The sequence below is a fragment of the Pleomorphochaeta naphthae genome, assembly GCF_055396005.1.
The window spans coordinates 1,345,463-1,371,165 of record NZ_AP042457.1; the positions used below are offsets into that span (position 1 = coordinate 1,345,463).

Below are 25,703 nucleotides of genomic sequence, written 5' to 3' on the forward strand. Positions count from 1 at the left end.
ATTAGGAGGTAGTATGAAAAAATTAATTATTTTAACACTAACATTTTTTAGTGTATTTTCTGTATTTGCAACTGGTCAAAAAGAAAGTTCTGTTGATGAACCAGTTAAAGAAGTTGAATTAGATGTCATGATGAGTTTTCCAAGATTTATGGATCAGTGGGAAACTTATAGTAGACAATTTGAAGAGAAAATGCTTAATGAAGAGAACATTAAAGTAAAGATAAATTTAGAAATGCCTAGTAGTGATCAATATGAGAGTGTTCTTCAAGCAAGGTTAGCAGGAGATGATGCACCAGATCTATATACTCTACATAGCAATAATATAAAAACATATTATGAGGCAGGTAATTTAGAGGATTTATCAAATGAAGAGGTAGCAAATAAAATATATGATAACATTAAAGATACTGTAGTTGTTGATAATAAAATGTTAGCTGTTCCAATTGAAAGTCAAGCTTGGTCCGCATTATATAATAAAGATATATTTAAAGAATGTGGACTTGAAGTTCCATATACTTTAAGCGAATTAAAACATGTTTGTGAAGTCCTTAAAGAAAATGGATACACTCCCTTTATGTTAGCCTTCCAAGAACAATGGGTTCCACAATTAATGACAGCCTTACTATTAGGAGGAAAAGTCTCAACTGAAAATCCTGATTGGTTATCTAGAATGTATAATGATGATGCTAGTTATGAGGAAATGAGAGAAATATTTGATGTAATAGACGTTATTATGGAAAATGGAACAAAAAGAGCAATGGAACAAGGTTCTGAATCAGGTGCAGCAGAATTTGCAATGGGTAAAGCCGCAATGTTTGTACAAGGAACCTGGGCTTCAGCTACTATAATGGCTACTAATCCAAATATGAATTTAGGAGTATTTGCTCTCCCTGTTAATGAGAATCCAGAATGTGCAAAAGTAAATCTATCTACATCTACAACTCTAGGTGTTTATCCTGGAAGTAGTGAAAAAGAAATTGCCTTAAAGTTTGCAAATTATGTTCTAGATGATAAAGATTCTTCAGCACTATTCGAAAGTTGCCAATTTAATCCTGTCGCTATAAGCCATAATTTTGAATCTTCTAGTTGGGTAAAGGATGCTTCTTCATACGTAGAAAAAGGACAATCATATCAAGATTTAGTACTTCCTTCAGCTGTTACAAATGAGCAAGGAAAACTTTTACAAGAATATTATGTAAAGACAGTTACTGTCGATCAAATTATTGAAAGATTAGATAAAACATTTAGAGAAGCTAATAAACTTAATCGATAATACTAATTAAAACATAAACGGGAAAATTTTTCCCGTTTATATTTTTCAGAGGTACATGATGCAAACTAAGACAAATCAAAATCTTAATCTTTTAATTTTTACACTACCAGCTCTATTAGTTTATTTTATTTTTAAACTACTACCAGCTATTATCGGTATATTCTTTTCATTTACAGATTGGAATGGATTAAACAAAGACTATAATATTATTGGAATTAATAATTTCATTGAAATTGTAAGTGATACTTATTTTTGGAATTCTATATTATTTACGTTAAAGTATGTTGTAGTAATGGTTATTGTGGCCAATATTCTTTCTCTATTGTTAGCAAATTTAATTGAATCATTAAACAATGCAAAAGGAACATTTAGAACACTTTTTTATCTTCCAAATATGATTAGTATGATAATTGGGGGCTATATGTGGATGTTTATATTCACAAAAGTACTATATTACTTTGCAGATAACTATGGACTAAAGTTTCTAGATCACTCTTGGATAGGAGATCCTAATTGGAGTTTTATCGCCATAGTAATAGTCTCAGCATGGTCTATGGTTGGTTATTTAATGATTATTTATATAGCTGCTATACAAGGAATTCCAAATCAAATAAAAGAATCTGCGTATTTAGATGGTGCTAGTAATTGGACTTGTTTCCATAAAATTACTCTTCCAATGATACGACATGCTATAACGATTTGTGTATTTTGGACATTAAATGCAGGATTCCAAGTTTTTGATGTAATATTTTCACTCACTGGAGGAGGCCCAGGAAGAGCTACACAATCTGTATCGATAAACATATATGAAGAGGCATTTAAAAATAATATTAGATTTGGATATGCCACTGCTAAATCAACAATACTATTCTTAATTGTTTTTATAGTTACCATAATCCAAATAAAAGTGATGAAAAACAGAGAGATTGAATTATGAAAAAAAAATTTAAAATGCAACAATTTTTAATTTGGATATTTTTAATCCTACTTGCAATTATTTGGATATTTCCACTATTTATGGCACTAATCAATTCATTTAAAACAAATGGTGAATTATTAACCAATGTATTAGCTTTTCCAAATAAACTAAATTTTCAAAATTATATAAGAACATTTAATAAAATGCATTATTTCAGAAGTCTAATTAATATTATAATAATATCTACTATTGGAGTTAGTTTAATAATATTATTTTCTTCAATGGCAGGTTGGAAATTATGTAGAATTAAAACAAATTTTTCTTCCTTTTTATTCTCAGCCTTCATATTTTCTATGCTAATTCCTTTTAATTCGATAATGATTCCCTTATATAAAATTGTATTAGCACTAAATATTAAAAACTCACTTATAGGCTTTGGATTTGTTTATTCAGGATTAGGAGTTAGTATGGCAATATTTTTGTACCACGGTTTCGTTAAAGGGATTCCCAAAGAATTAGAAGAAGCAGGAATAATAGATGGTTGTAATGATTTTAAAGTTTATACAAGAATAGTATTCCCTCTTTTAAAACCAATCACAATGACTGTTTGTATTACTAACTTACTTTGGATTTGGAACGACTTTTTACTACCCTTAATAGTCATCTCAGATAATAAAAAGTATACATTACTACTATCTACCAATACTTTATTTGGCCAATATAGTAGTGATTGGACAGCAATATTAAGTTCCTTAATTCTTGCTGCTATACCAGTGATTATATTTTATTCAATTTTCCAAAAAGAGATTTTAAAAGGAATTTCAGATGGAGCTTTAAAAGGATAGTTTATGAAATATATAACAATTGAAAATAAAAAACTAATTAAAAATAATAAAGAAATATTTCTTAAAGGATTTGGTCTAGGAGGTTGGTTAATACCTGAAGGATATATGTTAAAGTTCTTTACCTCTTGTGATAGGCCAAGAAGAATTGAAAAATTAATAGAAGAAACATGTGGAAATAAATACTCTTCAAAATTTTGGAGTGAATATTATGATAAGTATATAAGTGAATTTGATATTAAATTAATAGCTGATCATGGTTTTAATTGTATTAGAATTCCCTTTAATTCTAGGATATTATTTAATACAGATGATAAAAATAATATTTCATTTAATACTTCAATTTTAATGGTATTAGATAGATGTATTTCTTGGTGCAAAAAATATGGAGTTTATGTAATTTTAGATATGCATGCTGCACCAGGAGGACAAACTGGGCAAAATATAGATGATAGCATAAATGATCAACCTGAACTTTTTACTAATAAATCAAATATGGATATTTTAGAAAAAGAATGGATGCTATTAGCTGAACATTTTAAAGAAGAAGAAATTATAGTTGGATATGATTTGTTAAATGAGCCTCTCCCAAATTTCTTTAATCAGTATAATGATATGGTGCTCCCACTTTATAGAAAATTAATAAAATCTATAAGAGAAATTGATAAAAACCATATAATTATATTAGAAGGAGTACATTGGGCATCTGACTTTTCAATTTTTAATAATCTAACCTCTGAAGAAGTTAAAAAAAATAAAATAATGCTCCAATTTCACAAATATTGGAATAATCCAGATCAAGAAAGCCTTAAAGAATTTATTAAATATTCTAATATTCTTAATACTCCTTTATTAATGGGCGAAGGTGGAGAGAATAATATAGATTGGTATACAATTGCTTTTTCTATGTATGAAAGGCTTAATATCCACTATAGTTTTTGGACTTATAAAAAAATGGATAATACTAACTCTCCCATATCATTTTCTAGGCCTAAACAATGGGATAAAATTCTAAGATATTTAGAAACTAGAACAAAAGAAGAGAAAGTCGATTATAAAAACATATTCACAAACCTTCTAAGAAATCTAACAAAAGTAAAAATTAACAATCAGGTATTAAATGCATTAAATAGAACAGCTCCTTTGGTAATTCCTTGTGAAGGATTTGATTATTGCAAAATACAAAAGGAACATACTAGTTTAGTGAAATTTAGAGAAGATACAAAAGTTGAATTTGTATTTGCTGATAACCATATTGGGAAACCTGATTACCAAAAGATGAATGGGGAATCACAAAATGAAACAGATAAGATTTTAGTAAAACAATATCAAGGTGAACAACTTTCATACATTATTAATTTACAAAAAGGCACTCATACAATAACCATTAAACTAAAAGGAGAAGGCTCTTTTTATTTAACTTACGATAATCAAAAAACTGAAACTATTTCAATTAATAATAATGATTTAATGGAAATTAGATTCAAAATTACAAATACAAACCTAATAAATTTCATAAATTTAAATACTGTAGAGGGGCAGTTATATTTTGATGAAATATCTTTCAATACTACAAATAATAAAGCTAAAATTATTTCAACAACTACGTATAATGATTCTTTTACTACTTATGAAGAAACAAAAATGTTAAAAGAAGATTTAAATAATGAAGAAAACAATATAATTGATATCCAATCAGATATTCAAGAACAAACCTTTAAAGGATTTGGAGGTGCATTTACTCAATCTTCTGCATATGTATTTTCGAAATTACCAAAATCATTGCAAAATGAAGTTTTAAATCTCTATTTTAGTAGTGAAGGTCTTAATTATAAATATGGAAGAGTCCCTATTGATAGTTGTGATTTTTCTCTTTATCAATATAGTGAAATTGAAAAAGAAGATGATATTAATTCATTTACATTAAAACATGCAAATAAATATATTATTCCATTTATCCAAAAAGCCTATAGCTATAATAATAGCCTCAAACTGATTTTCGCACCTTGGTCTCCTCCTAAATATATGAAAGACAATAATTCTAGAGTATTAGGTGGTAAATTAAAAAAAGAATATTACAAATTATGGTCAAAGTATCTCGTTTCATATTTAATGGAATATAGGAAAAAAGGATTTAAAATATTTGCCCTTTCTTCTCAAAATGAACCTAATGCAATTCAAACATGGGATTCATGTATTTATACAGCTGAAGAAGAAGCAAATTTTATAAGTAAATGTTTAGGACCTGAATTAGTTAAAAACAATCTCACGGATGTAATAATTATTGGATGGGATCATAATAAAGACAGTGCTTATAATAGGTGTAAAGAATTATATAAAACGCCAAAAGTTAAAAAATATTTAAAAGCAATCGGATTCCATTGGTATTCAGGAGATCATTTCAAACAATTGGAAATGATAAAAAAACAATTCCCCAATCTATTATTAATTTCTACAGAAAATTGTATTGAGTTAACTAAAACAAACAATACACATCTCCAAAACGCACAAAAATATGCTCATGAAATTATTGGAGATGTAAATTCTGGGCTTGATATTTTCTTAGATTGGAATCTTTTACTCGATGCAAAAGGTGGTCCTAATACCGTGAATAACTATTGTATTTCTCCTTTAATGGCTAATGAAAATTTTAATGAATTAATGATTAATGAAGAATATCAATATTTAATGCACTTTAAGCAGTTAACAGATTCAGTTATTATTGCATCATCTTCATATACACAAGATATAGAAGTTTTATCCTTTAAAAAAGAAAAACAGGTTTTTACAATTTTATTGAATACTACAAATACTCCAAAAAAATGTAATTTAAGACTAAATAACAAATTATTAGAATTAATGATTCAAAAAAAATCAATATCAACAATAGTTTATGAATGTTTATAATCATAGTTTTAATACAAAATAAATATGAATTCACAATATATATATTAATCAAATTAGAAAACCAATTCATTTTTTGTAATTAATATATTAAGTATAGTTTGCTCACAATTAAAAAGTAATAATTCTACCTCATTTTGATTTATCTTATAAAATTTTTGCTAATTGTGAGCATGCCAATACAAACAAAGCTTTCATCAAACTACTTAATATTTTTTCAATTAATCTCCTAGCTTACAGAAATGTAAATAATAAAATTAATTGATTCGTTTAATTATATATTTGTATAATGAATATGAGATTCAACATCTTGTTGTATCTCATGATTTTCAAAATTATATTCTTCTAATTTTTGCGAAACCTTGTCGTATACATTATGCTTTTTATTTACATCTTTTATAGTAATTATCGCTACAAAATCTTGATATAATTGTAGTTTATCTTTTTTTGCTTTATTTTCAATATATTCTCTAAATACCCCCTCGACAGATAAAAACCATTTTCTATCCTTTGTTAAAAATAATTTATTGCTATTAGTACATCTAGATAAATCAACGGAATATTTTTTTACTGGATAGTACTTATCACCATATTTTATTAATAATTCTTCAAATAAGGCAAACTCATCTTTAGCTATATTTTTTCTTTTACTGTACATCGAAGAAAGTAAATAATTTTTAGAACCATCTCTTCCAATTGGATTTAGAATATTTTTCTTTGAAGTGTCTTTATTTTTTAAGCGTTTATATGTACCTAATTTAATGTCAATATTCGATTGGCAATATTCGCAATTTTGAGAAGGTGCCAATATAGGATTATAAACTAAAGTAACAATAATTTGTGCGTTATAATAAGTACCATCAGTTAAATCCTCTGGCATCGGAAAATCAAACATGTCTATTTTCCTTTTTTTACTCAATCTCTCATTTAGAATTAGTGTTATTTCGTTTGAAGAATTATACAATATATCAGTAACATTTTGAGGTCTTCCAAAACCAACCTGATTGACTCTTTCTACATTCTCAATATAGGTAGTATATGCAAAATTAGATGAATGAATTATCAAAGCTTTTAGTAATAATGGATTAAAATCACCACCTATTTCTTGATAAAGCCTAGCTGCTAATGTTGTTATTCTAGGAGTTGACATACTAGTTCCAACACTTGTACAAACATTGTTGTTCAAATCAAAGCCACAAACACCTGTAGTACACATATTTCCATTTGTATCTTTACCAGCATTCCCCCCATAATGGACAACCTCAGGTTTTATTATATATGATGGGCCTCTACCAAATCTAGTAAAGGGAGATGGGCCATCTATTTCTGATAAATCATTTTCATCTTTTTTATGAGCTATAGATCCAACAGTCAAGGCCCTAACGCTATCGGCTCCTTTGCATATTTTCCCATTCGGTTGATTGTACAAAAAATTACTACAATTACCAGCTGATTTACAAATCAGCACATTATATTTTTTTTGAATTTCATCTAATGCTATAGCAAAATCAGAAAAAGATAATTCATCGATTTCATCAATCGAACTAATAGACAAATTCCAAACCTTTACTTTTTTATAATATAAGCTAATAACTGAATTTATATTATAGATTAATTCCTCTTCACTAATACCTTCTTTTGAAATATCAGGGAAAACAGTGGCATCTAAAACTTTCACACATTTATTACTAACCCAATTCTTACCTTCAAGAAAATCCCCATATACAGCTATACTTGAAACGAAAGTTCCATGACTTTTATCTAAATATGAATCAGGATAGGGACTGTATTTATTCTCAACTAACCAAGGTTCTAAAAATGGTATGTTTTTAATTCCTGAATCTAAAATTCCTATGGTTTCATACCTCTCATTTTTATTTGGTTTCTTTAAATCTACAGTTGGGATTTTTCCAAAAGTGTCCAATTGAACTTGGTATCTTGGCATAGGATTTATTGAAAAAATAGAATTAAAAATATGTTCTGCCTTATAATCAATTAATGAATCAAGAGCTATTTTATCCATTTTATAGAAAAACCGGTTATCATTATATGTAATTTCTTTTACTTTTATTTCATGATTTTTGCAAAATGTAAGAAATCTTTCCTTATTTTTATTATTTATTTCTTCATCTTCAAAATTAATTAAATGAATTTTATAATAATTGTGTTGATTCTTTGAAAAATTTGAAAGAGTTGGAACAAAATAATCTAAATCGGTTATAGCAGATATCCCATAATTATTTGTTAAATCTCCTAAATTCTTAATTATTTGAAGAAAAGTTTTTTTATCCCTAATCTTAATTAACATATTATTCTCATTAAAAACTGTCAAAAAATTATACTCATTTTTAAGTGAGAAGATTTTATTAATTTTGTTTCTATATGATTTTGCTAAAGCTTTATTATTGATTTTAGCTTTTACAACAGCAGGCACACTATAATCAAAATATTTTGTAATTTCGAATTTTGATAATGCATTTTGAGCTTTATTAACCAAAAAATTAGATTGTTTTCTCAAAGCATCACCTTCCAAAACAAATTTTGGTAAATTACTTGAACCTCCACCTTCAACAAGTTTAATATCAGTTTTTCATGTTTTGAAAATTTTAATTGGTAATTTTTCTCTATTCATATGAAAGTCCTTATTTATTAATTACATTTAGTAATCTCCCTAACTTTTCTCATTGAAATATTAAAATTTACATTAATTTCTTTTTGGGTTACTCCATATTTAAATAAATAGAATATTAAATCATCCTCACTTTTTATTTTATGGTTTTTGTATAAATAGCAATGAAATAATACATCCCAATTATTTAAAATCTTTTCATCATTTATAATCATTTTTTTTAACGAATTTTGAATTATTGTTTTGATATCCGCATGGCTAAAATTATAAAAAGCTGAAACTAATAAATCAAGTTTTTTAGCATTATTATTAATATTCATCTTTACACTTTCAGTATAAAGGTTGATTAATTCATAAATCTCTTCTTTATTAGGTTTTTCCAAATGAATAATATTTGAAAATCGTCTCCATACTGCAGAATCTAATAAATTAGGATGATTAGTAGCAGCTATTAACATACTATTATTACTAAAACTATCCATATTTTGTAATAAACTATTAACTACTCGTTTTAATTCGCCAAGCTCGTGCTTATCATCTCTTAATTTAGCCACTACATCAAATTCGTCCAAAAACAAAATACAATCTCTTTTTGAGGCATAGTCAAATACTTTCCTGATATTTTTAGAAGTACTGCCTAAGAGAGAAGAAACTAACCCATCTAACCTAACCGTTACTAAAGGTAATTTGGTTTTATAAGATAAATACTTTGCTACAGTTGTTTTTCCACATCCAGGTGGCCCATATAGTAATAATGAGCTTATAAAATCAATACCTGTCTTTTGCAGAGCCTCTCTATGATTATAACTTTTTATAAACTCATCAATTTCTTCATATACATATCTTTTTAAAATTGGACTAACATAATTGTCATCGGGAATAAATACTTCAACCATATCCATTCTACTTTCTCTATCGACAGGCTTTGAATTAAAACTATCCAAAGTTACAAGTCTTGTACTGTTATTCTCAATTATTGAATTAATTTTTCTCGAGAATTTTTTATCCCCTGCTGCTTCAAGATTTTTACATAATACCTTTGTGTAGTTATAAACTTTTTCTTTATCGCCAACAATTCCACCTTCAATGATTTTTAATATCTCTGTATACATAAAAATCTCCTCTTTAAGTATATTATTAAAGGAAGAACCAAATGTCAATTTATTGTGCAAATTTGAGAGTATTTTGTACAGTTATATATCTAAAGTGTTATATTATATCATACTTTTGGTATAATTTTTATTATTTTTGAATGTCAAACACAAGCGATTTTGTCCTTTATTGAAAATATAAAATTTTTAAGTTTCATAATTAATTTTATGACTATATTTGTTAATTACAATTGAAAAGTAGTCCAATTTCTTTCATATTTTTCCTTATTTCTTTAATGTTAACTGCATAATCCACTACACTTGTTTTACAGTAGGGATCTATGATGAAATTGTATATTCTTTTAAAAAAAATAATAAGGAAGATATTAATCTTTCTTTTAGTATAAATTTGCCACTTATTACTTTAGAAAAAAAAATACAAATATCATTGATGAGAGTGAAGAAGAATTCTGGAATGTTCTAATTGACTATAATTATTCACTATTCTACATGGTATCAATAGTTTATAAAGTTAAGGTTTCAATTCCTTTCTAACAAATTCTATATTTCAGTTTCTATTACTTATAATAAATATTTTTTAGGAGGTTCGAACCCCTAAACTTTCATATCCACTTTCTCTATTAAAAGCTTTGAATAAAGTTTCAAATCAACAAATGAATAAACATTTGCCTTATTAAACTTATCTGTAATTTAATTAATTCATTGATAATAAAAGAGAAAATGTCTTGAAAATAAAATAGTTTGTAAAACTTTATAAACTTTTTACAAAAACTTCATATATTTTTGTAAACTTTTAAATAAAAGTAATTACTTTAACATATAAAAGCAGGAAATAATAATTTTGTCTTTAAGAGGACAACAAAAACTGGCAAAAGAAATTGTTTATAAGTCCCTTTGATATGTTATTGGAATTTACTTGTAAATCAATTGGACTTTCAGAGTTTCATATACAAACAAAATGATTTTAGTACAAACAATGGAATAAATTTAGTACAAACAATGGCATAAATTTAGTATAAACAACGGAATAAATTTAGTATAAACAACGGAATAAATTTAGTATAAACAACGGAATAAATTTAGTATAAACAACGGAATAAATTTAGTATAAACAACGGAATAAATTTAGTATAAACAACGGAATAAATTTAGTATAAACAACGGAATAAATTTAGTATAAACAACGGAATAAATTTAGTATAAACAACGGAATAAATTTAGTATAAACAACGGAATAAATTTAGTATAAACAACGGAATAAATTTAGTATAAACAACGGAATAAATTTAGTATAAACAACGGAATAAATTTAGTACAAACAACCGAATAAATTTAGTACAAACAACGGAATTAACTTGATTTTACTATTATTAGTGAATTATAATCATAAATAGAGGAGACAAAAATGAAAAAATATTTACCACGAATATATGATGATATATTAAAATTTAAACTACAAAGCACTGGTGCAGTATGCATTAAAGGTCCAAAATGGTGTGGTAAATCAACAACTGCTTTACAATTAGCAAAAAGTACTGTATTTATGCAAGACCCACAAAACTTAGAACAAAATATTAATCTAGCTAAAGCAAATCCATCATTTTTTTTAAAAGGTGAGACTCCTAAACTAATAGATGAGTGGCAAGTAATCCCTTTTATTTGGGATTCAATTAGATTTGAAGTTGATAAAAGAGATAAATTTAACCAATTTATTTTAACAGGATCAGCAACTCCTCCCGATTCTGATAAAACAATGCATTCAGGTGCTGGACGTATTACAAATTTAATGATGAGAACCATGTCTCTTTTTGAATCAAATGATTCAACTGGTGAGGTTTCTATAAAACAATTATTTTCAAATCCGGATATTATAGAAGGAAAAACAAATAAAACACTAGAAGATATATTCTTTTTAATTTGTAGAGGAGGATGGCCTAAAGCAATTAATCAAAAACCAGAAATTGCTTTAGCACAATCAAAAAACTTTTATGATATGCTTGTTCACTCAGATATATCTAAAGTAGATAATGTTAAAAGAAGTGAGGAGCGTGTTATTTCTTTAATGCGTTCATTATCTAGAAATATTGGTACTCCTATTTCATTAAACGAAATAAAAAAAGATATGATACAAAATAATGAACCAGAATCTTTGAGTACTGATACAGTTGCTTCTTATATAGAAGCCTTGAAAAAACTATTTATCGTAGAAAATTTAAATGCTTGGAATCCAAATTTACGTTCAGCCTCAGCTATAAGAACAAAGCCTACTAGGTACTTTGTAGATCCTTCCATTGCTACAGCAGCTCTAGACATTGGCCCTATAGATTTAATGAATGATTTAAAAACCGCTGGATTCTTGTTTGAAGCAATGTGTATTAGAGATTTGAGAATTTATGCTGAAAGTTTAAATGGCAGATTATACCATTTTAGAGATAATAAGGGTTTTGAAATTGATTCAATAATACACTTAGATAATGGAAATTATGGATTAATTGAAATAAAATTATTTGACCAAAATAGAATAGATCAAGGTGCAAAGAATTTGATAAAACTTTCTAGTAGGATTAACACAAAAAGAATGAAAAAACCTTCATTTTTAATGGTTTTAACAGGGACTAATTATGCTTACAAAAGGGATGATGGTGTATTTGTTGTACCAATTACTTGTTTAAAAAATTAATGTTAATTTTAAAAAAATAAAAGATAAAGGAAGAATCAATCAATTTATAAGTAACAAATAAAATAGGACCTTATCATTTTCTATTATTATATCCAAAAGTAGACAATTAAAATTAGGCTTATCAAGAAAGTTTCTTTGGGCACATGAAAGATTAGATAAATATAACAGATTGTAACTCATTTACAGACCTTAAAAACTGCATAGATGATTACATGAAATATTACAATAATGAAAGATATCAATGGAAATTATGTAAGATGACACCTAATGAATATAACAAATATATTAGAAAGGGAAATTACATAATTCCAGGAAAACATAAGGTAGAAGTTAAAGTTGCTTAGAAAAACTACTTTAACTTCTAGAATATTATAAAAAAGGATTAAGTTTTTTTACTTTTGTCCTTGAAGTGGGGTCCAGTGCGCCAGTTCGGCGCTATATATATAAGTTGGTGAAATACCAACTCCAGTAAGATTTAGCAAATCACTGGAACTTAGCCTTGGAGTCGAAATAGAAATATTAGATTTAAGCGTAGGTAAAGGAGTGTGAGAGCCGTAAGGTAACTGAAGCTGTTTTAGTCCCGTTACACAGACAAAGGGAAGTCGATGCTTTTGGACTGGCAGCAGACAACAAGAAGAAACCGTTAATGCGAGGTTTTGGAGATTCCCTCGGGATTGTAAGGCATGGCGAGCACATAAGGTATATATAGTGTACCTGGGAGGTCTTAACCTTTTGTAAATATTTGCTAAGAGAGTATTGAGGTGTGAAAACTAAAATATTCTTTATGGAAGGAAAGAAGTCGGATTTACTCATAGTAGTGATGAAACTTATGAAAGTAAGCGGAGCGAAGGGGGAGACATTTTAAACGTTTCTAGGCGTTGAAACATCATTAGTACTGGAGGCTAATAATAATATGATGGAAAATGAAGCAAATAGAATTAGGGAAACATCCTTAAAGCATTTGGATGAGAAGTTACAAACCTTAATGCATTATGTTAGTGAAAGGAATCTTTATGAAGCCCATTTACAACAAATGAAGAACAAAGCAGTAGGAATAGATAATATTACTAAAGATGAATACAATGACAATCTATTTGAAAATTTAAAAGATTTATGTAATCGTATGAAAAGCTTTAAATATCATCCTAAACCTACAAAGAGGAAATACATTCCAAAACTTAATGGAAAACTTAGACCTTTAGGAATAGTATCCTATGAAGATAAACTAGTACAAAAAGTTATGGCAGATGTATTAACTAATGTATATGAACCTAGATTTTTATCTACTTCATATGGCTTTCGACCAAATAAAAGCTGTCATGATGTTATTAGAGATATTAATCATAATATTATGAGAAATAATATTAACTGGATTGTTGAAGCTGATATTAAAGGCTTCTTTGATAATCTATCTCATGATTGGTTAATGAAATTTTTAGAAAATGACATCAACGATAAGAATTTTCTTAGATATATAAAGAGATTTTTGATAGCAGGAGTAATGGAAGAAGGAAAGTTCTTTGAAACTGATAAAGGTGCAATACAAGGTGGTAACTTATCTCCAGTATTAGCAAATGTGTATTTACATTATGTTTTAGATTTATGGTTTGAAAAGGTAGTAAGACCTAGGATGAAAGGCAAAGCTTTCATATTTAGGTATGCTGATGATTTTCTTGCAACTTTTGAATATGAAGAAGATGCAAAGAAGTTCTATGCTGTATTACCAAAGCGATTAGCTAAATTTGAATTGGAAGTTGCAACTGAGAAAACTAGAATAATTCCATTTGGAAGAAATTCTAAATCAAAAGAAACATTTGAATTTCTTGGTTTTAAATTTATCAATGGTAAAACAAGAAATGGTTATTACAAAGTAGCCATAATTACCAGCCCAAAGAAATTAAAAGCTAAAAGACAAGAAGTAAAACTATGGATAGAATCACAAATGCATATACCAGTTATTGAGATAATTAATAAACTCAATAGAAAGCTTATAGGACATTATCGATACTATGGAGTAAATGGAAATAGCAAAGCTATGAGTAAATTTCGATGCTTTTGTGTTAAGCGATTACTTAGGACTCTTCAAAGAAGAGGGCAAAAGCACAAAATGAACTGGGAGAAATTCCAGCAAATAGTGAAATTTAACCCAATTGCTATTCCAAGAATCTATGTTCAAATATGGTAAGTTTCTAAAAGGTTAAAATGAAGAGCCGTATGCGTTAATAGCGCACGTGCGGTTCTGTGAGGGTCTTCATCAGTTGCATTTATACCGGAGATAAATGGCTGATGAATTCTACTCGACCTTCACACAGAAAGTTTGGAAAATTTAATTTGTCCAAATAAACATAACGTTGTCCAAATGATGGAATAACATTGTCCAAGTGTAGTGGATTATGCAACATAGAGGAATTCCAAAAAACTGTATATACCAATGTTTAGTTTTCAATTTAAATTACCTATATAAAAACAATAGTCAATGTGGTAAATTATTAAATAGTTTTTTTATAGGAGAAAAGAGAGTTAACACTTTTCTTCCTAGAGAAAACACTAAGAAAGAAAACAACATAAATAGTATTTTTAAATCTATGAGAATTAAAAATTATGGATATGAATTGAATGTAACTAGCTGTTTATTGCAACTATTTTATCAAATTACAAAACATCATTTATATGATGAAAAGAAAGAATTTTCTAACATCTCCCAAGAAAAAATTAAACAATTTAAGAGAGTTATTCATTATATTGAAATAAATCTATCTTCAAAAATTGAATTGAAAGATCTAGCAAATATTGCAGGATATGATAAAAAGTATTTTTGTTCCTTATTTAAAGAATTAAGTGGCAAAACTCCTATCAATTATTTAAATTCATATCGAATAGACTATGCTTGTGAACTTTTATCAACTACGCGCTATCCTATAACAGAAGTTGCCTTTAGAAGCGGAATACAAGATACTAGCTATTTTTCTAAACAGTTTAAAAAGTATAAAAATTGCTCTCCTAAAGAATATAGGAAGAAAAAAGTATCAAATTAAAATAGAATCTATTAAAAACTAATTCAATTTTAAAATTGAGGTTGATAATTCGGGATAAGTATGATTAAAAGGTACAAAATCACCATGAAAATTTATATTTAAAATGGTTTTTCAATTAAAAAAGAATTATTAACTGTCAATAAATACAAAAATCTTTTCTCAAAAGTTATTTATTTTTTTTATGACTAATATAAAATTTATGATCTTTATCTAAATAAACTACAAAAAAAGTATTTTTTAAATTTACCCAATTTTCTATTTCAGATTCTTTTGAAACAAAAAAACCTATTAACCTTTTTACTCCAGTAAGTCTAAAGCTACTCCAAAGTATGCCATCATCTGGTAAATCTTTTGGTTTTTTGAACTCACTTACATTAGATGAAGGAAATTGCCCATACACTTTTAAACGTGAAGTTTGCTTTAATTCCTCAACACTTAATTGGAAAAACCCCTTTAATTTAATCATCAAATCAGCCAAAATTCAATTTTTTTGCCAACGTTCAAGAGATTGTGAATGTTTAGTACTTCTAAAATATTTAAAATTGAAACAGCAATATTTTGAAACATTTATATTTAAGTTATTTGGTATTTCAAATGATTTTAATTTTTTTTTTTTGGAATTTTTCCTATTCATTTTTGTCAATATTAGGTCGTCCACCTAACTCTCCATTATTATATAGTGAAGTTAACGATCTATCATTTCTTATTTTTAAAGGTATTTCATCAGCTCGGTAACAAAAACTTTCACCATTCTCTTTTTCAAAAAAATAACTTCTATATTTTTTTGCAGTATCTAATAACCGAGAATTATATGAAGTAAATATTATTTGAGCTCCCTTAGGATTGTTTTCTCTACTAAATTTTAATAGTAATTCTTTTACTATCTCATCATGAAGTTCTCTATCAACTTCATCCATAATTAGTAGACCCCCGTCGGAAATTAAATAATAAAAATATAATAGAATGTAATACAATTTTTTAGTTCCTGCAGATTGGGAATATTCAAACAATGGGCATAAACCATCCTCAGTTTTATGGTAAAAAACAGGATAATAGTTATCTTCTTCTGCCAAAGAGGGATCATCACGTTTTTTAACTTTAACATCGACTAACCCTAAATCAAATCTAGATATGTCTTGTTTTATAGTTTTTAAAACATCTGGATTATCATAGTATAGCTTACTTATGTTAGAACTATATAAATTAAAAGTTCCAAAATAAGAAACATTAGAGAATACCTTACTAAAATAGTCTTTAAATGGATTGCATTTTTCTATTTCATATTGGAACAATGTGGAAAAAAAAGAAACATTTCCTCTATATATTAAGTTATTAGGTGTATTAAAATATTTATCTTTTACTACTGTTTCTCGTCTATCAAATACAATCTTTTTACCTTTAGTCCCAATTTTTTCAGATAAACGCTCTGTTTGAACTTTTCTATCATCCAAAGTTAATTCATAAAAATACTTTGCATGTGTTATTAAATAATCATCCAAAGTAAAGTTTAAATAAAACTCAGCTTTTTCATTATTATAAAAATAAGTATCATATATTACTTTTTCATTTGGTTTACTATTAAAGGAGTCCCTAATAAAACTTATTATAAAATATAATACTTTTAGTGCATTTGTTTTTCCAGAAGCATTACTTCCCTCTAAACATAGATAGGGCATAATTTGCGTACCCTTAATTTTATATTCGTCAGGAACATCTTTTCTAGCAGCTTCAAAACTGATTTGTAACCAATCCTTAAATGAATAGCTATTTTTCGCTCCATATTCCAAAATCATAATATACTCCAAACAGTGGCTATTTCTTACATAGTTTAACGAAAATTTACTTATTTATCTATTATTTTCTATTAATTTTGCATTTTTTTGGCACAGTTTGTATATTTAAAAAAAAAAAGAGTTATACCCTAATACTTAATTTTAATTTTTAATTTTTAAATATATTTCAAAGTTTTGATAAGATCTCTTTTTGTGGACTATTTACTATTAACATTTTTGATATAATTATTCATAAAATTAAATTATTTCTGTTTGTCTCTTAAAATTAAAAAGATGACATTAATTTAAATAATTGCCCAAAAGTTATACTACTGAAGCTGTAATAAATCGATACAAAACTTTTAAAATTTTATGATAGAAGACTTTTTTGTATGAAATTTATGGAGTTTTCTTTATAATCTCGTATTAAACCATTATGTAAATAGGATTAGAAATAGCTGCTAAAATAACTTTATCCTCAATTTTATGATAAACTTCAACTCGGTAAAATAGCCTCTTTTGAACATCAAAAGTTTCATTAAACTCTATCGAATCTTTAGTCGTCCACTTCATCTCAACTTGTTTTTCAGAAATAAGATGAATTTCTTGCCCTCTTTTAACATTTTTAATGACTAACTTTCCTTTTAAATTATCTTTAAACTTTATACTTTCGCCTACTATCACTTCTTCTATAGTAAAATCTATTATTGGTCCATCTAAATAATAAGAAACTGTACAATTACCATTTTTAATAGAATTTAACAAACTATCTGGAGTTTTAGAATCTGAATATATAAAAGTAGTTGGGAGTCCGTAAGTTCTTAATGGAAGCATTTTATGAGTATCAGAGCCTCCAATTATAGGAAGTTTATTTCCTTTTGATATATATGAGTGCCACCATTTTACAGCTTTCATATTATCCTCAGTCATAAAACCATTCCAAATTTCAATAACATCATATGGGAAGTTTTCAAAACCAAAAAGCCATGGACAATATGTATCAAAAATATGATTTAAAGAAATAACACAACCTTGTTTTTTCATAGAGATAAACAACTCTTTCATTTCATCAAATGAATTAGTTAATGGATCAAGTAAAAAATCAGTTTTACCTTTTGTGAAATAAAAATTAGCATGCCCTCTATAATTAGTATATTCCATTCCATGAATAATTGATAAATCTTTATCTGAAATACTTTCTCTATTTTGTACAGTATTATTATGGTCTGTTAGAGCTATACAATCAATTTTTTGTTTTTTACAATATTTAATTACTTCACTTGTTCTATAGTCGCCATCACTATTTACTGTATGCATATGAAGATCGCTAGAATACCATTTATATTTTTTTAAATATATTTTAATCAATATTTTAATATCAACATAATCTGTTATTTTATATAGTCCTAAAGCAATATACCAAGTTCCTTTTTCTAATTTTACTTTTTGATATCCTGGAGTTGAATAGAATTCGCTAATAAATAAACTTGTTTTATTTGAACCCGACCAACCTCTAAAGTTGTTTTCACAATCGAATAATCCTATATCAATGATGTTAATTTCATCCGCATTCTCATCAAACCTCTGATAATCATATTCTATCTCTATGTGATCAACTTCACTATCTAAAATAAAAGGAACTTTTACGTATTTAAGTTGATTGTTATTATAATATCTTTTATTTATCTCTATTTGTTTCATATCTTCTCTTTCTAATAAGGAAGATATTGCAAGGAGATTTCTCCTTACAATATCATTTTACTTCTTATACATTTTTAATAATCAATCACTCCATTATTAATTAGTTCTTTTTTTGCATTTGCTAAAGCTGTGTCAATATCGACTTTACCAAACATATAATCTGTCATCCATTTTGAAATTGTTTGATAATATATAGTAGTATCTAATGTTCCATTAGCATCTAACATTGGTGCAACTTCAACATCATCTCTATTAATTATTTCTAAAGCGTCTTCGACACCTGGATTCATTTCACCAAGTTGTGAATAATCAAAGCTCTTACAAATTGGGAATGGAGCACCATGATCTTTGGCATGAGCAACGCCAATTTCCGTAAATACTATCTTTCCATTTTCTACGTTGTAATCATGACCTTCAATCCCAGCAGAAAGGAGTAGACCACCTTCAGGTGTAGCAAAGAATTCTATCAATTTAAATGCTTCTTCAGGATGTTCTGCATTAGAAGGAATAGACCATAGTGAGGCCCCACCCTGTTCAAGTCTATATATTCCATCAGGTCCAATTGTTCCAGGTAAGGCTACAACATTTACCTTATCTGGGTAAGTTCCAGCTTGCTTTGCATTATTGTTGTATAAACCTGTCCAAGCTAGCCAATCAGAATCTAAAACAATATCTTGAGACTGCCACATCCTACTTCTCATATCACTTGTTTTACCAGTAAATGAAGCAGGATCTAATAAACCTTCTTGATATAAATCTTTTAGCCACATCCAAACTTCTTTAGATGAATCTTCTAAATATGGTGCATATTTTTTACCATTTTCATCGAAAGTAACACCTCTTCTAGCTCCAACAGAAGAAAACCAAGGTTGTAAATCCCAAATGTCTTTCATATAAACAAACATAGGATAATAAGGCTTTCTATTCTCTACATTTTCCATATAATTTTTGACTTTTACTAGCATATCTTTATATTCATCTAAAGTATTTAATTCAGCAAGATTTACACCAACTTTATCAGTAATTGCCTTATTAACATTAGGCATTGGGTTGATTTCTAACTTATTAAAACCTGCATAATATTTTCCATTAAAAGCAATCTTTTTTAATTCTGCATTATCAACATACTTTGAATAAACATCAGAATTGTTAATCATTGAGGTTATATCCATAAGTGCATTTTGCCTTGCTAAAGAATACATTTTACTTTGATTTAAATAAATTAAATCATATTTTTCGCCAGCTCCTAATTTTTGTAATAGAACTTGATCATAATTAGCTGGAACTTTTTCAAAGTCAATATTTAGTCCTGTTGCCTTTTCAAGCTCCTTAGTAAAAAGTTCATTTTCAGCGCTATCTTTTCCTCCAGTAACATTAGTTAAAACTCTAATTGTTACGTCTTGATCAGCTTCCTTTTGCCCCTGAGTGAAAACTTGTGTAGAAAAAAGCATTCCTACAATCAACGTTAAATAAATAAATTTTTTCATTTGTTTCTCCTTTAAATGAAATTTTTCAATTAATTATTAACCCTTTATTGCTCCTGTTTTTGCTCCACTCACAAATGCATTTTGTGAAACAAAATATAACAATATTAATGGTATGGCAGTTATAACAACAGCTGCCATCTTTGCGTTTGCGAATATGAATATATTCCCAGATGTTGAATTTGAATCAAATAAAAGCATCTTCAAGATTACTGGCAATGTCCATTTATCCATATCTGATATCAAAGTTACTACGATGGATATGTTGTTCCATCTTCTAATAAATTCTAAAGTTCCAATTGTCATTACAGCAGATGTTGACAATCTCATATATATTGAAAGAAATATTCTAAATTCCGAAGCTCCATCTAACTTTGCAGATTCCTCTAAAGAGGTTGGTATACTTAAAAAATAATTTCTCATTATAAAGACACTAAATCCTGCTATCATGCCATTTACAATTAAAGCAGTGTATGTGTTTATAAGACCTAACTGTTTGTTTATGGAATATAATCCGATCATAGATAATTCAGTTGGTATAGCCATGGTTAACATAACAAAAGTGGTTAAACCTTTTCTAAATGGAATATCTCTCTTCGAAATAACATAACCGGCTAAAGAAGCCATAAAAACATGAAGCAATGTTCCAACTACAGATACATAAAGAGTATTATTGAAAGGATGTCTTAAATTAAAATTTTTCCAAATAAATGAATAACCTTCAAAAGTTATAGGAGATGGAAACAATATCAACCCAGGACTATCCGCATTTGCTCTAGTTGATAGAGATACTGCAACTACATTTAACATTGGAATTGCCATAATCATTATTAAAAGTATTAAAAATATTGATAATATTATTCTAATAGGTACTGAGAGTTTATCTACTTTAACTAACTGCTTATCTTTTCGGTATGCTGCTATTTGTTTTTTTCTAATTTTCATCAAACTTACTTACCTTCCTTATAACAAGCGTTATTAAAACTGTGCAAATCATAACTAAAGTCGAGCCTGCAGATGCAATTCCGGCCTTAAAGTTTATGATACCAGTTTCAAATACGTAATATAATAATGTTGAAATTCTTGTGAAGTTTGCGGGATTTATCATTACAAAGATTTCATCAAAGTGAGTTAATATTCCAAGTGTTAACAGAACTAAAATAGTTTGCATGGTTGGAACTAGACAGGGAATAATTATATATCTGATTTGCTGTAATCTACTTGCACTATCTATTTTTGCTGCATCAAAGAGTTGTTTATCAATATCCATTATGGAAATTGTAAACAATAAACAAAAATATCCAACTGATCTCCAAATACCCATTCCAATTATCAAAGGTCTTGCAAAATTTGGTTCAGCTAAAAAGAATATTGCATCTTGATTAAAAAAAGTTATAACATGATTTATTATACCATTTAAATCAAAAATTAATGACCAAATTCCTCCAATAACGGCCCAAGAAAATAAATATGGAATATAAATTACTGTTTGTATGGAATGTTTTAACTTTTGTGATGTTAATTCATTTAACACAAGTGCAATAAATAATGAAATTACAAAATATAATATACAGTCTAATATTCCAATAATTAATGAATTTTTTAAAGCATTTATAAAATTGGGATCTTTTAATACAAATTTATAGTTTTCAAAAAGTACAAAAGGCCTATCCCCTATTAAATTATTTGCTTGAAAACTTAGTATTAACCCTTTAACTAAAGGAAAATAAGAAAAAATAATAAAATAAATTGCTACAAAACTAAACAAAAAATATAAGGCTTTATATTTCTTAATTTGTTTTGCTAAATTCTTATTCTTCATAAACACTCCAAATTGTAAAATATTATCATAGGACATACGCTATTATAGACATGCTTGTAAAAAATAGACAAGCTTTTTTTTCATATTTTACATATTTTAATTGATTTTTAACAAAACAAAAACATTTATTTTTCAATAAACCCTTATATTATAAAGAATTATATAATATTTTAAAATTTTTATGAAAAAAATATCCTAATATGCAAGAATTAGACACTTGCATTTAGTAAAAAAATATATTAAATTTTAGACATTATTTTTATGCTTTAAACGATATTCACTAGGAGAAATTCCTGTATATTGCTTAAATACTTTTGAAAAATGGGAGGCATTTGTAAACTTTAATAAATCTGAAATTTCTGACAAAGACATTCTATCTTCAAGAATTAATTTCTTAGAATATTTAATTTTTTCTTGAATAATATAGCGTTTAGTAGAATATCCCTCAGAAGCAAATATAATTCGTGAAATTTGCTTTTCACTCAAATTCATGAATTTAGCAATATCATTAGGAGAAATGTTAGATAGTATATTATCACTAACAAAATCTGAAATCACACTCATTCTATTTTTAGGTTGAATTGTTGATTTTGTGTTCATTGAGTTCTTATAGCCAGCAGACCTTGCCATAGCTACAATTATTCTAGGAACTAGAGACTGTACTACTAACCTATATCCAAATTGTTGGTCTAAAGCTTCACTGAGAGCTTGTTCAAAGAGATATATTACTCCATGTTTATCTTCAATAGGTATTGCTTTTTCTTTGTTAAACAATGAGAGCATTTCTACTAACTCTTTATCATCTTCGTTAGAAAATTTAAATTTACAATCTAAACTATATTCAATTAATTCATCGTTATTAACAGATTTTTGCGTATGAAAAAAACCTGGAGGAGTTATAAAGAATTGGCCTGCTTTAATCTTAAAAGAAGAATAATCAGTTTCAACCAAACACTCACCTTTTGCAATTATGTGAAATTCAAAACTTGAGTGTGCATGCCGTGATATATTCCAATCTTCATTTTTCGTCATAACACGAAACCATTGAACATCAATATCAAGTCCATTGTAATTTGTTTTTATACGAATATCAGATAAGCAGCGTGAAGCATTATATAAATTATTTATCATAAAATTAATTATCTATAAGAAAATGGAAAAAAACAAGCATTTTTTTCCAAGAAGGAGAAATATAAACTATGAGTAAAACAATCCATCTAGTATTTAAAACCCACTTAGATATTGGATTTACAGATCTTTCAGCAAACATTGTTGATGAATATATAAATAATTATATTCCTAAAGCAATTAGCACTATTAAGGAATTAGAACAAAAAGAGGAAAAATTATCTTGGATTACTGGTTCTTGGTTAATTAACCATTATTTAAATGTGTCATCTGTAGAAAAGCAACAAGAATTAGAATCTTTAATCAATAAAGGATATATCGGCTATCATGGCTTACCTTTCACAACTCATACTGAATTAATGAATAAAAGGTTGTTTAATTATGGGTTATCTCTTTATAAAAATTTAGATAAAAGATTTAATAAACAAACTATATCTGCAAAGATGACTGATGTTCCAGGTCATACTAAAGCTATGATTCCTCTTTTAGCAGCTAGTGGTATTAAATTCTTACATATTGGTGTAAATACTGGAAGTGCTATTCCATCTGTCCCTCCTATTTTTAACTGGGTTGCTGATGATGGATCTTCTATTATTGTACAATATAGTTCGAATTATGGGGCTGAATATAAAATACCAGGAGTTGATGATTTATTAATTATTGAAAACAATGCCGATAATTGTGAACCACCATCTCCTTTTCAAGTTATCAATACTTATAAAGAATTAAAAGAAAAATATCCTGATTATAATATCATTCCATCTAATCTTGATAATTATGCTAAAGCTATTTTACCATATTCTTCTAATCTCCCTATAATAACAGATGAAATTGGTGATACTTGGATTCACGGAGTTGGAACTGATCCCAAAAAAGTTTTTATTTATAAAAAACTTTTAGCCTATGGAGAAAAATTAATTAAAGAAAAGAAACTAATTGAAAACAGTAAAGAATATAATAACTTTTATTCTTCTCTCTTAATGATTCCTGAACACACTTGGGGCTTAGATACAAAAAAATATCTCCCTGATTATTCTAATTGGAGTATTGATGAGTTTCAAAATGCTAGAAAAAAAAATTTTATTTCTTTAGATAATATCCCTCTAAAATATAAGGTTGTTGAAGATTTTACGAAGATTGAGTGTGCTAAAGTTTTTAAAAATGCTCCAAATAAGCGAGATCATCTAACTTATTCTTTTTTTGAATCTTCGCATAAAGAACAAAGATCTTATTTAACTCGTGCTATAAATAGTTTAGAAAATAAACTACAAGATGGTTGGAAAATAGAAGATAATAAAATCAAGAAATCTATTAATAATTGTTTTGTTGATAATAATGGCCTTATTGTTTTAGATTATTTTAAATGCCAATTTTCTTACCAAACTTTTAGCAGTGAAGATTATAATATATTTAACAATACTTATAATAGAAATTTTAAAGAAACTTGGGCATGGTGTTGCTCTGATTTTGGCAAACCAGGTATGGAATTTACTAAGCCTACCCCTATTAGTAATAATTATTTTCCATTACTTATATCTTCTGAAAAAAATGAATTTAAAAACACTGTAACATTAGAAATGGAAGAGAAAACTCCTAAAAGTTGTCCTTCAAGTATTAAAATTATTATAAGTGAACTTGTTGATGAAAATTCAATTAGTATTAAATGTAGTTGGAAAAATAAAGTTGCTTCTAGATTACCTGAGGCTATGTGGTTTTCTTTTTTTACTAATGACAAAGATTATAAAATTAAAAAATTAGGTTCTTATATTGATCCATTTAAAGTTGTCTATAATGGAAGTAGATCTATCCATGCTATTGAAGAGATAAAAGGTAAAAATCTCATTATCAAAGCGATTACAACACCTCTAGTCTCTTTAGGTGAAAAAAAACTTCTAAAATTTGATAATGAATTACCTCTTAAAAATGGTATATTTCACTTTAATATTTTCAATAATATTTGGGGAACAAATTTCCCTCAATGGTATGAAGATGATGGTAGTGCTGAATTTGTTGTTTCTTTTAACACTTAATCTTTCTAATGAGCCATTTTTTTTAATATTAATGGCTCTATCTTAAACTAACTATGTTAGATTTATAATTTAATTTCTTATTAAGTTATAGAAAAAACATTAATTATATTTTTTTTCGATATTTACTTATTCAAAAATAAATTATTTACAACCTTAAAAAATCTATCTTTTATTTTCTTACCTAAGTGAATTTCAAATCATTTCTGTTAATATCCACAATTTATATAATGCTCTATTATTGTTGAATCTAATTCAATCTTTTATAACCTATAATACGCTTCAAAAATAACTAATAGTATACTCATTCTCCCTAATTGAAGCATCACTTCAGTTTGTAACCATCTCTAATATTAATAAAACAGTCTTTACTTT

General features: G+C 27.1%; 18 protein-coding genes. 9 read left to right on the forward strand and 9 right to left on the reverse strand.

Translation table 11 applies throughout. The features are described from left to right. Positions 1-13 precede the first annotated feature (13 nt). The 4 genes from ACZ5SO_RS06165 to ACZ5SO_RS06180 are packed head-to-tail and all read left to right on the forward strand — an operon-like array spanning position 14 to position 5,941. A complete protein-coding gene (locus ACZ5SO_RS06165; protein WP_464627498.1) occupies positions 14-1,273 on the forward strand; it encodes an ABC transporter substrate-binding protein in 1,260 nt (419 codons plus the stop codon). Positions 1,274-1,328: 55 nt separating this feature from the next. Next, entirely contained in the window at positions 1,329-2,210 is an 882-nt protein-coding gene (locus ACZ5SO_RS06170; protein WP_464627499.1) for a carbohydrate ABC transporter permease, read from the forward strand. Beyond that, positions 2,207-3,037 carry a carbohydrate ABC transporter permease gene (locus ACZ5SO_RS06175; protein ID WP_464627500.1) on the forward strand — a complete coding sequence of 277 codons (831 nt, stop codon included), beginning with the start codon at positions 2,207-2,209 and terminating at the stop codon, positions 3,035-3,037. Before ACZ5SO_RS06170 ends, ACZ5SO_RS06175 begins: the two co-directional genes overlap by 4 nt. Before the next feature lie 3 nt (positions 3,038-3,040). Continuing rightward, the gene (locus ACZ5SO_RS06180) at positions 3,041-5,941 is read left to right on the forward strand and encodes a cellulase family glycosylhydrolase (RefSeq protein WP_464627501.1); all 2,901 of its coding nucleotides are present in this window, start codon (positions 3,041-3,043) and stop codon (positions 5,939-5,941) included. Between the two features lie 271 nt (positions 5,942-6,212). Here ACZ5SO_RS06180 and ACZ5SO_RS06185 read toward each other — a convergent pair whose 3' ends face one another. Further along, positions 6,213-8,471 carry a S8 family peptidase gene (locus tag ACZ5SO_RS06185; RefSeq protein ID WP_464627502.1) on the reverse strand — a complete coding sequence of 753 codons (2,259 nt, stop codon included), beginning with the start codon at positions 8,469-8,471 and terminating at the stop codon, positions 6,213-6,215. Positions 8,472-8,587: 116 nt separating this feature from the next. Then, on the reverse strand, positions 8,588-9,679 hold the full coding sequence (locus ACZ5SO_RS06190; protein ID WP_464627503.1) for an AAA family ATPase: 1,092 nt from the start codon (positions 9,677-9,679) through the stop codon (positions 8,588-8,590). A gap of 1,405 nt (positions 9,680-11,084) precedes the next feature. Between ACZ5SO_RS06190 and ACZ5SO_RS06195 the strand changes: the two genes are divergently transcribed. The 4 genes from ACZ5SO_RS06195 to ACZ5SO_RS06210 all read left to right on the forward strand — a co-directional run bounded on the left by ACZ5SO_RS06195 (position 11,085) and on the right by ACZ5SO_RS06210 (position 15,394). After that, entirely contained in the window at positions 11,085-12,359 is a 1,275-nt protein-coding gene (locus ACZ5SO_RS06195) for an ATP-binding protein (RefSeq protein WP_464627504.1), read from the forward strand. 161 nt (positions 12,360-12,520) lie between these two features. Then, complete coding sequence (locus ACZ5SO_RS06200) at positions 12,521-12,703, forward strand: IS3 family transposase (protein ID WP_464627836.1); 183 nt, start codon at positions 12,521-12,523, stop codon at positions 12,701-12,703. A gap of 569 nt (positions 12,704-13,272) precedes the next feature. Then, the gene (ltrA, locus tag ACZ5SO_RS06205) at positions 13,273-14,544 is read left to right on the forward strand and encodes a group II intron reverse transcriptase/maturase (RefSeq protein WP_464624523.1); all 1,272 of its coding nucleotides are present in this window, start codon (positions 13,273-13,275) and stop codon (positions 14,542-14,544) included. A 208-nt stretch (positions 14,545-14,752) separates the two neighbouring features. Then, entirely contained in the window at positions 14,753-15,394 is a 642-nt protein-coding gene (locus ACZ5SO_RS06210; protein WP_464627505.1) for a helix-turn-helix domain-containing protein, read from the forward strand. 166 nt (positions 15,395-15,560) lie between these two features. Here ACZ5SO_RS06210 and ACZ5SO_RS06215 read toward each other — a convergent pair whose 3' ends face one another. The 7 genes from ACZ5SO_RS06215 to ACZ5SO_RS06245 form a co-directional block, all read right to left on the reverse strand. Beyond that, entirely contained in the window at positions 15,561-15,860 is a 300-nt protein-coding gene (locus ACZ5SO_RS06215; RefSeq protein WP_464627506.1) for a hypothetical protein, read from the reverse strand. A 160-nt stretch (positions 15,861-16,020) separates the two neighbouring features. Continuing rightward, positions 16,021-17,187 (reverse strand): AAA family ATPase, encoded by a 1,167-nt coding sequence (locus tag ACZ5SO_RS06220; RefSeq protein WP_464627507.1) that lies wholly within the window; start codon positions 17,185-17,187, stop codon positions 16,021-16,023. A gap of 405 nt (positions 17,188-17,592) precedes the next feature. Beyond that, positions 17,593-18,867: a CehA/McbA family metallohydrolase gene (locus ACZ5SO_RS06225; protein WP_464627508.1), complete on the reverse strand. Its 1,275-nt coding sequence runs from the start codon at positions 18,865-18,867 to the stop codon at positions 17,593-17,595. 74 nt (positions 18,868-18,941) lie between these two features. Then, a complete protein-coding gene (locus ACZ5SO_RS06230) occupies positions 18,942-20,354 on the reverse strand; it encodes an ABC transporter substrate-binding protein (RefSeq protein WP_464627509.1) in 1,413 nt (470 codons plus the stop codon). Positions 20,355-20,390: 36 nt separating this feature from the next. Then, positions 20,391-21,296 carry a carbohydrate ABC transporter permease gene (locus tag ACZ5SO_RS06235; RefSeq protein ID WP_464627510.1) on the reverse strand — a complete coding sequence of 302 codons (906 nt, stop codon included), beginning with the start codon at positions 21,294-21,296 and terminating at the stop codon, positions 20,391-20,393. Further along, positions 21,286-22,173, reverse strand: a complete 888-nt coding sequence (locus ACZ5SO_RS06240) for an ABC transporter permease subunit (RefSeq protein WP_464627511.1) — start codon at positions 22,171-22,173, stop codon at positions 21,286-21,288. Before ACZ5SO_RS06240 ends, ACZ5SO_RS06235 begins: the two co-directional genes overlap by 11 nt. Positions 22,174-22,419: 246 nt before the next feature. Further along, a complete protein-coding gene (locus ACZ5SO_RS06245) occupies positions 22,420-23,304 on the reverse strand; it encodes an AraC family transcriptional regulator (protein WP_464627512.1) in 885 nt (294 codons plus the stop codon). A 68-nt stretch (positions 23,305-23,372) separates the two neighbouring features. Between ACZ5SO_RS06245 and ACZ5SO_RS06250 the strand changes: the two genes are divergently transcribed. Then, positions 23,373-25,331 (forward strand): DUF5054 domain-containing protein, encoded by a 1,959-nt coding sequence (locus tag ACZ5SO_RS06250; RefSeq protein ID WP_464627513.1) that lies wholly within the window; start codon positions 23,373-23,375, stop codon positions 25,329-25,331. Positions 25,332-25,703: the final 372 nt, after the last annotated feature.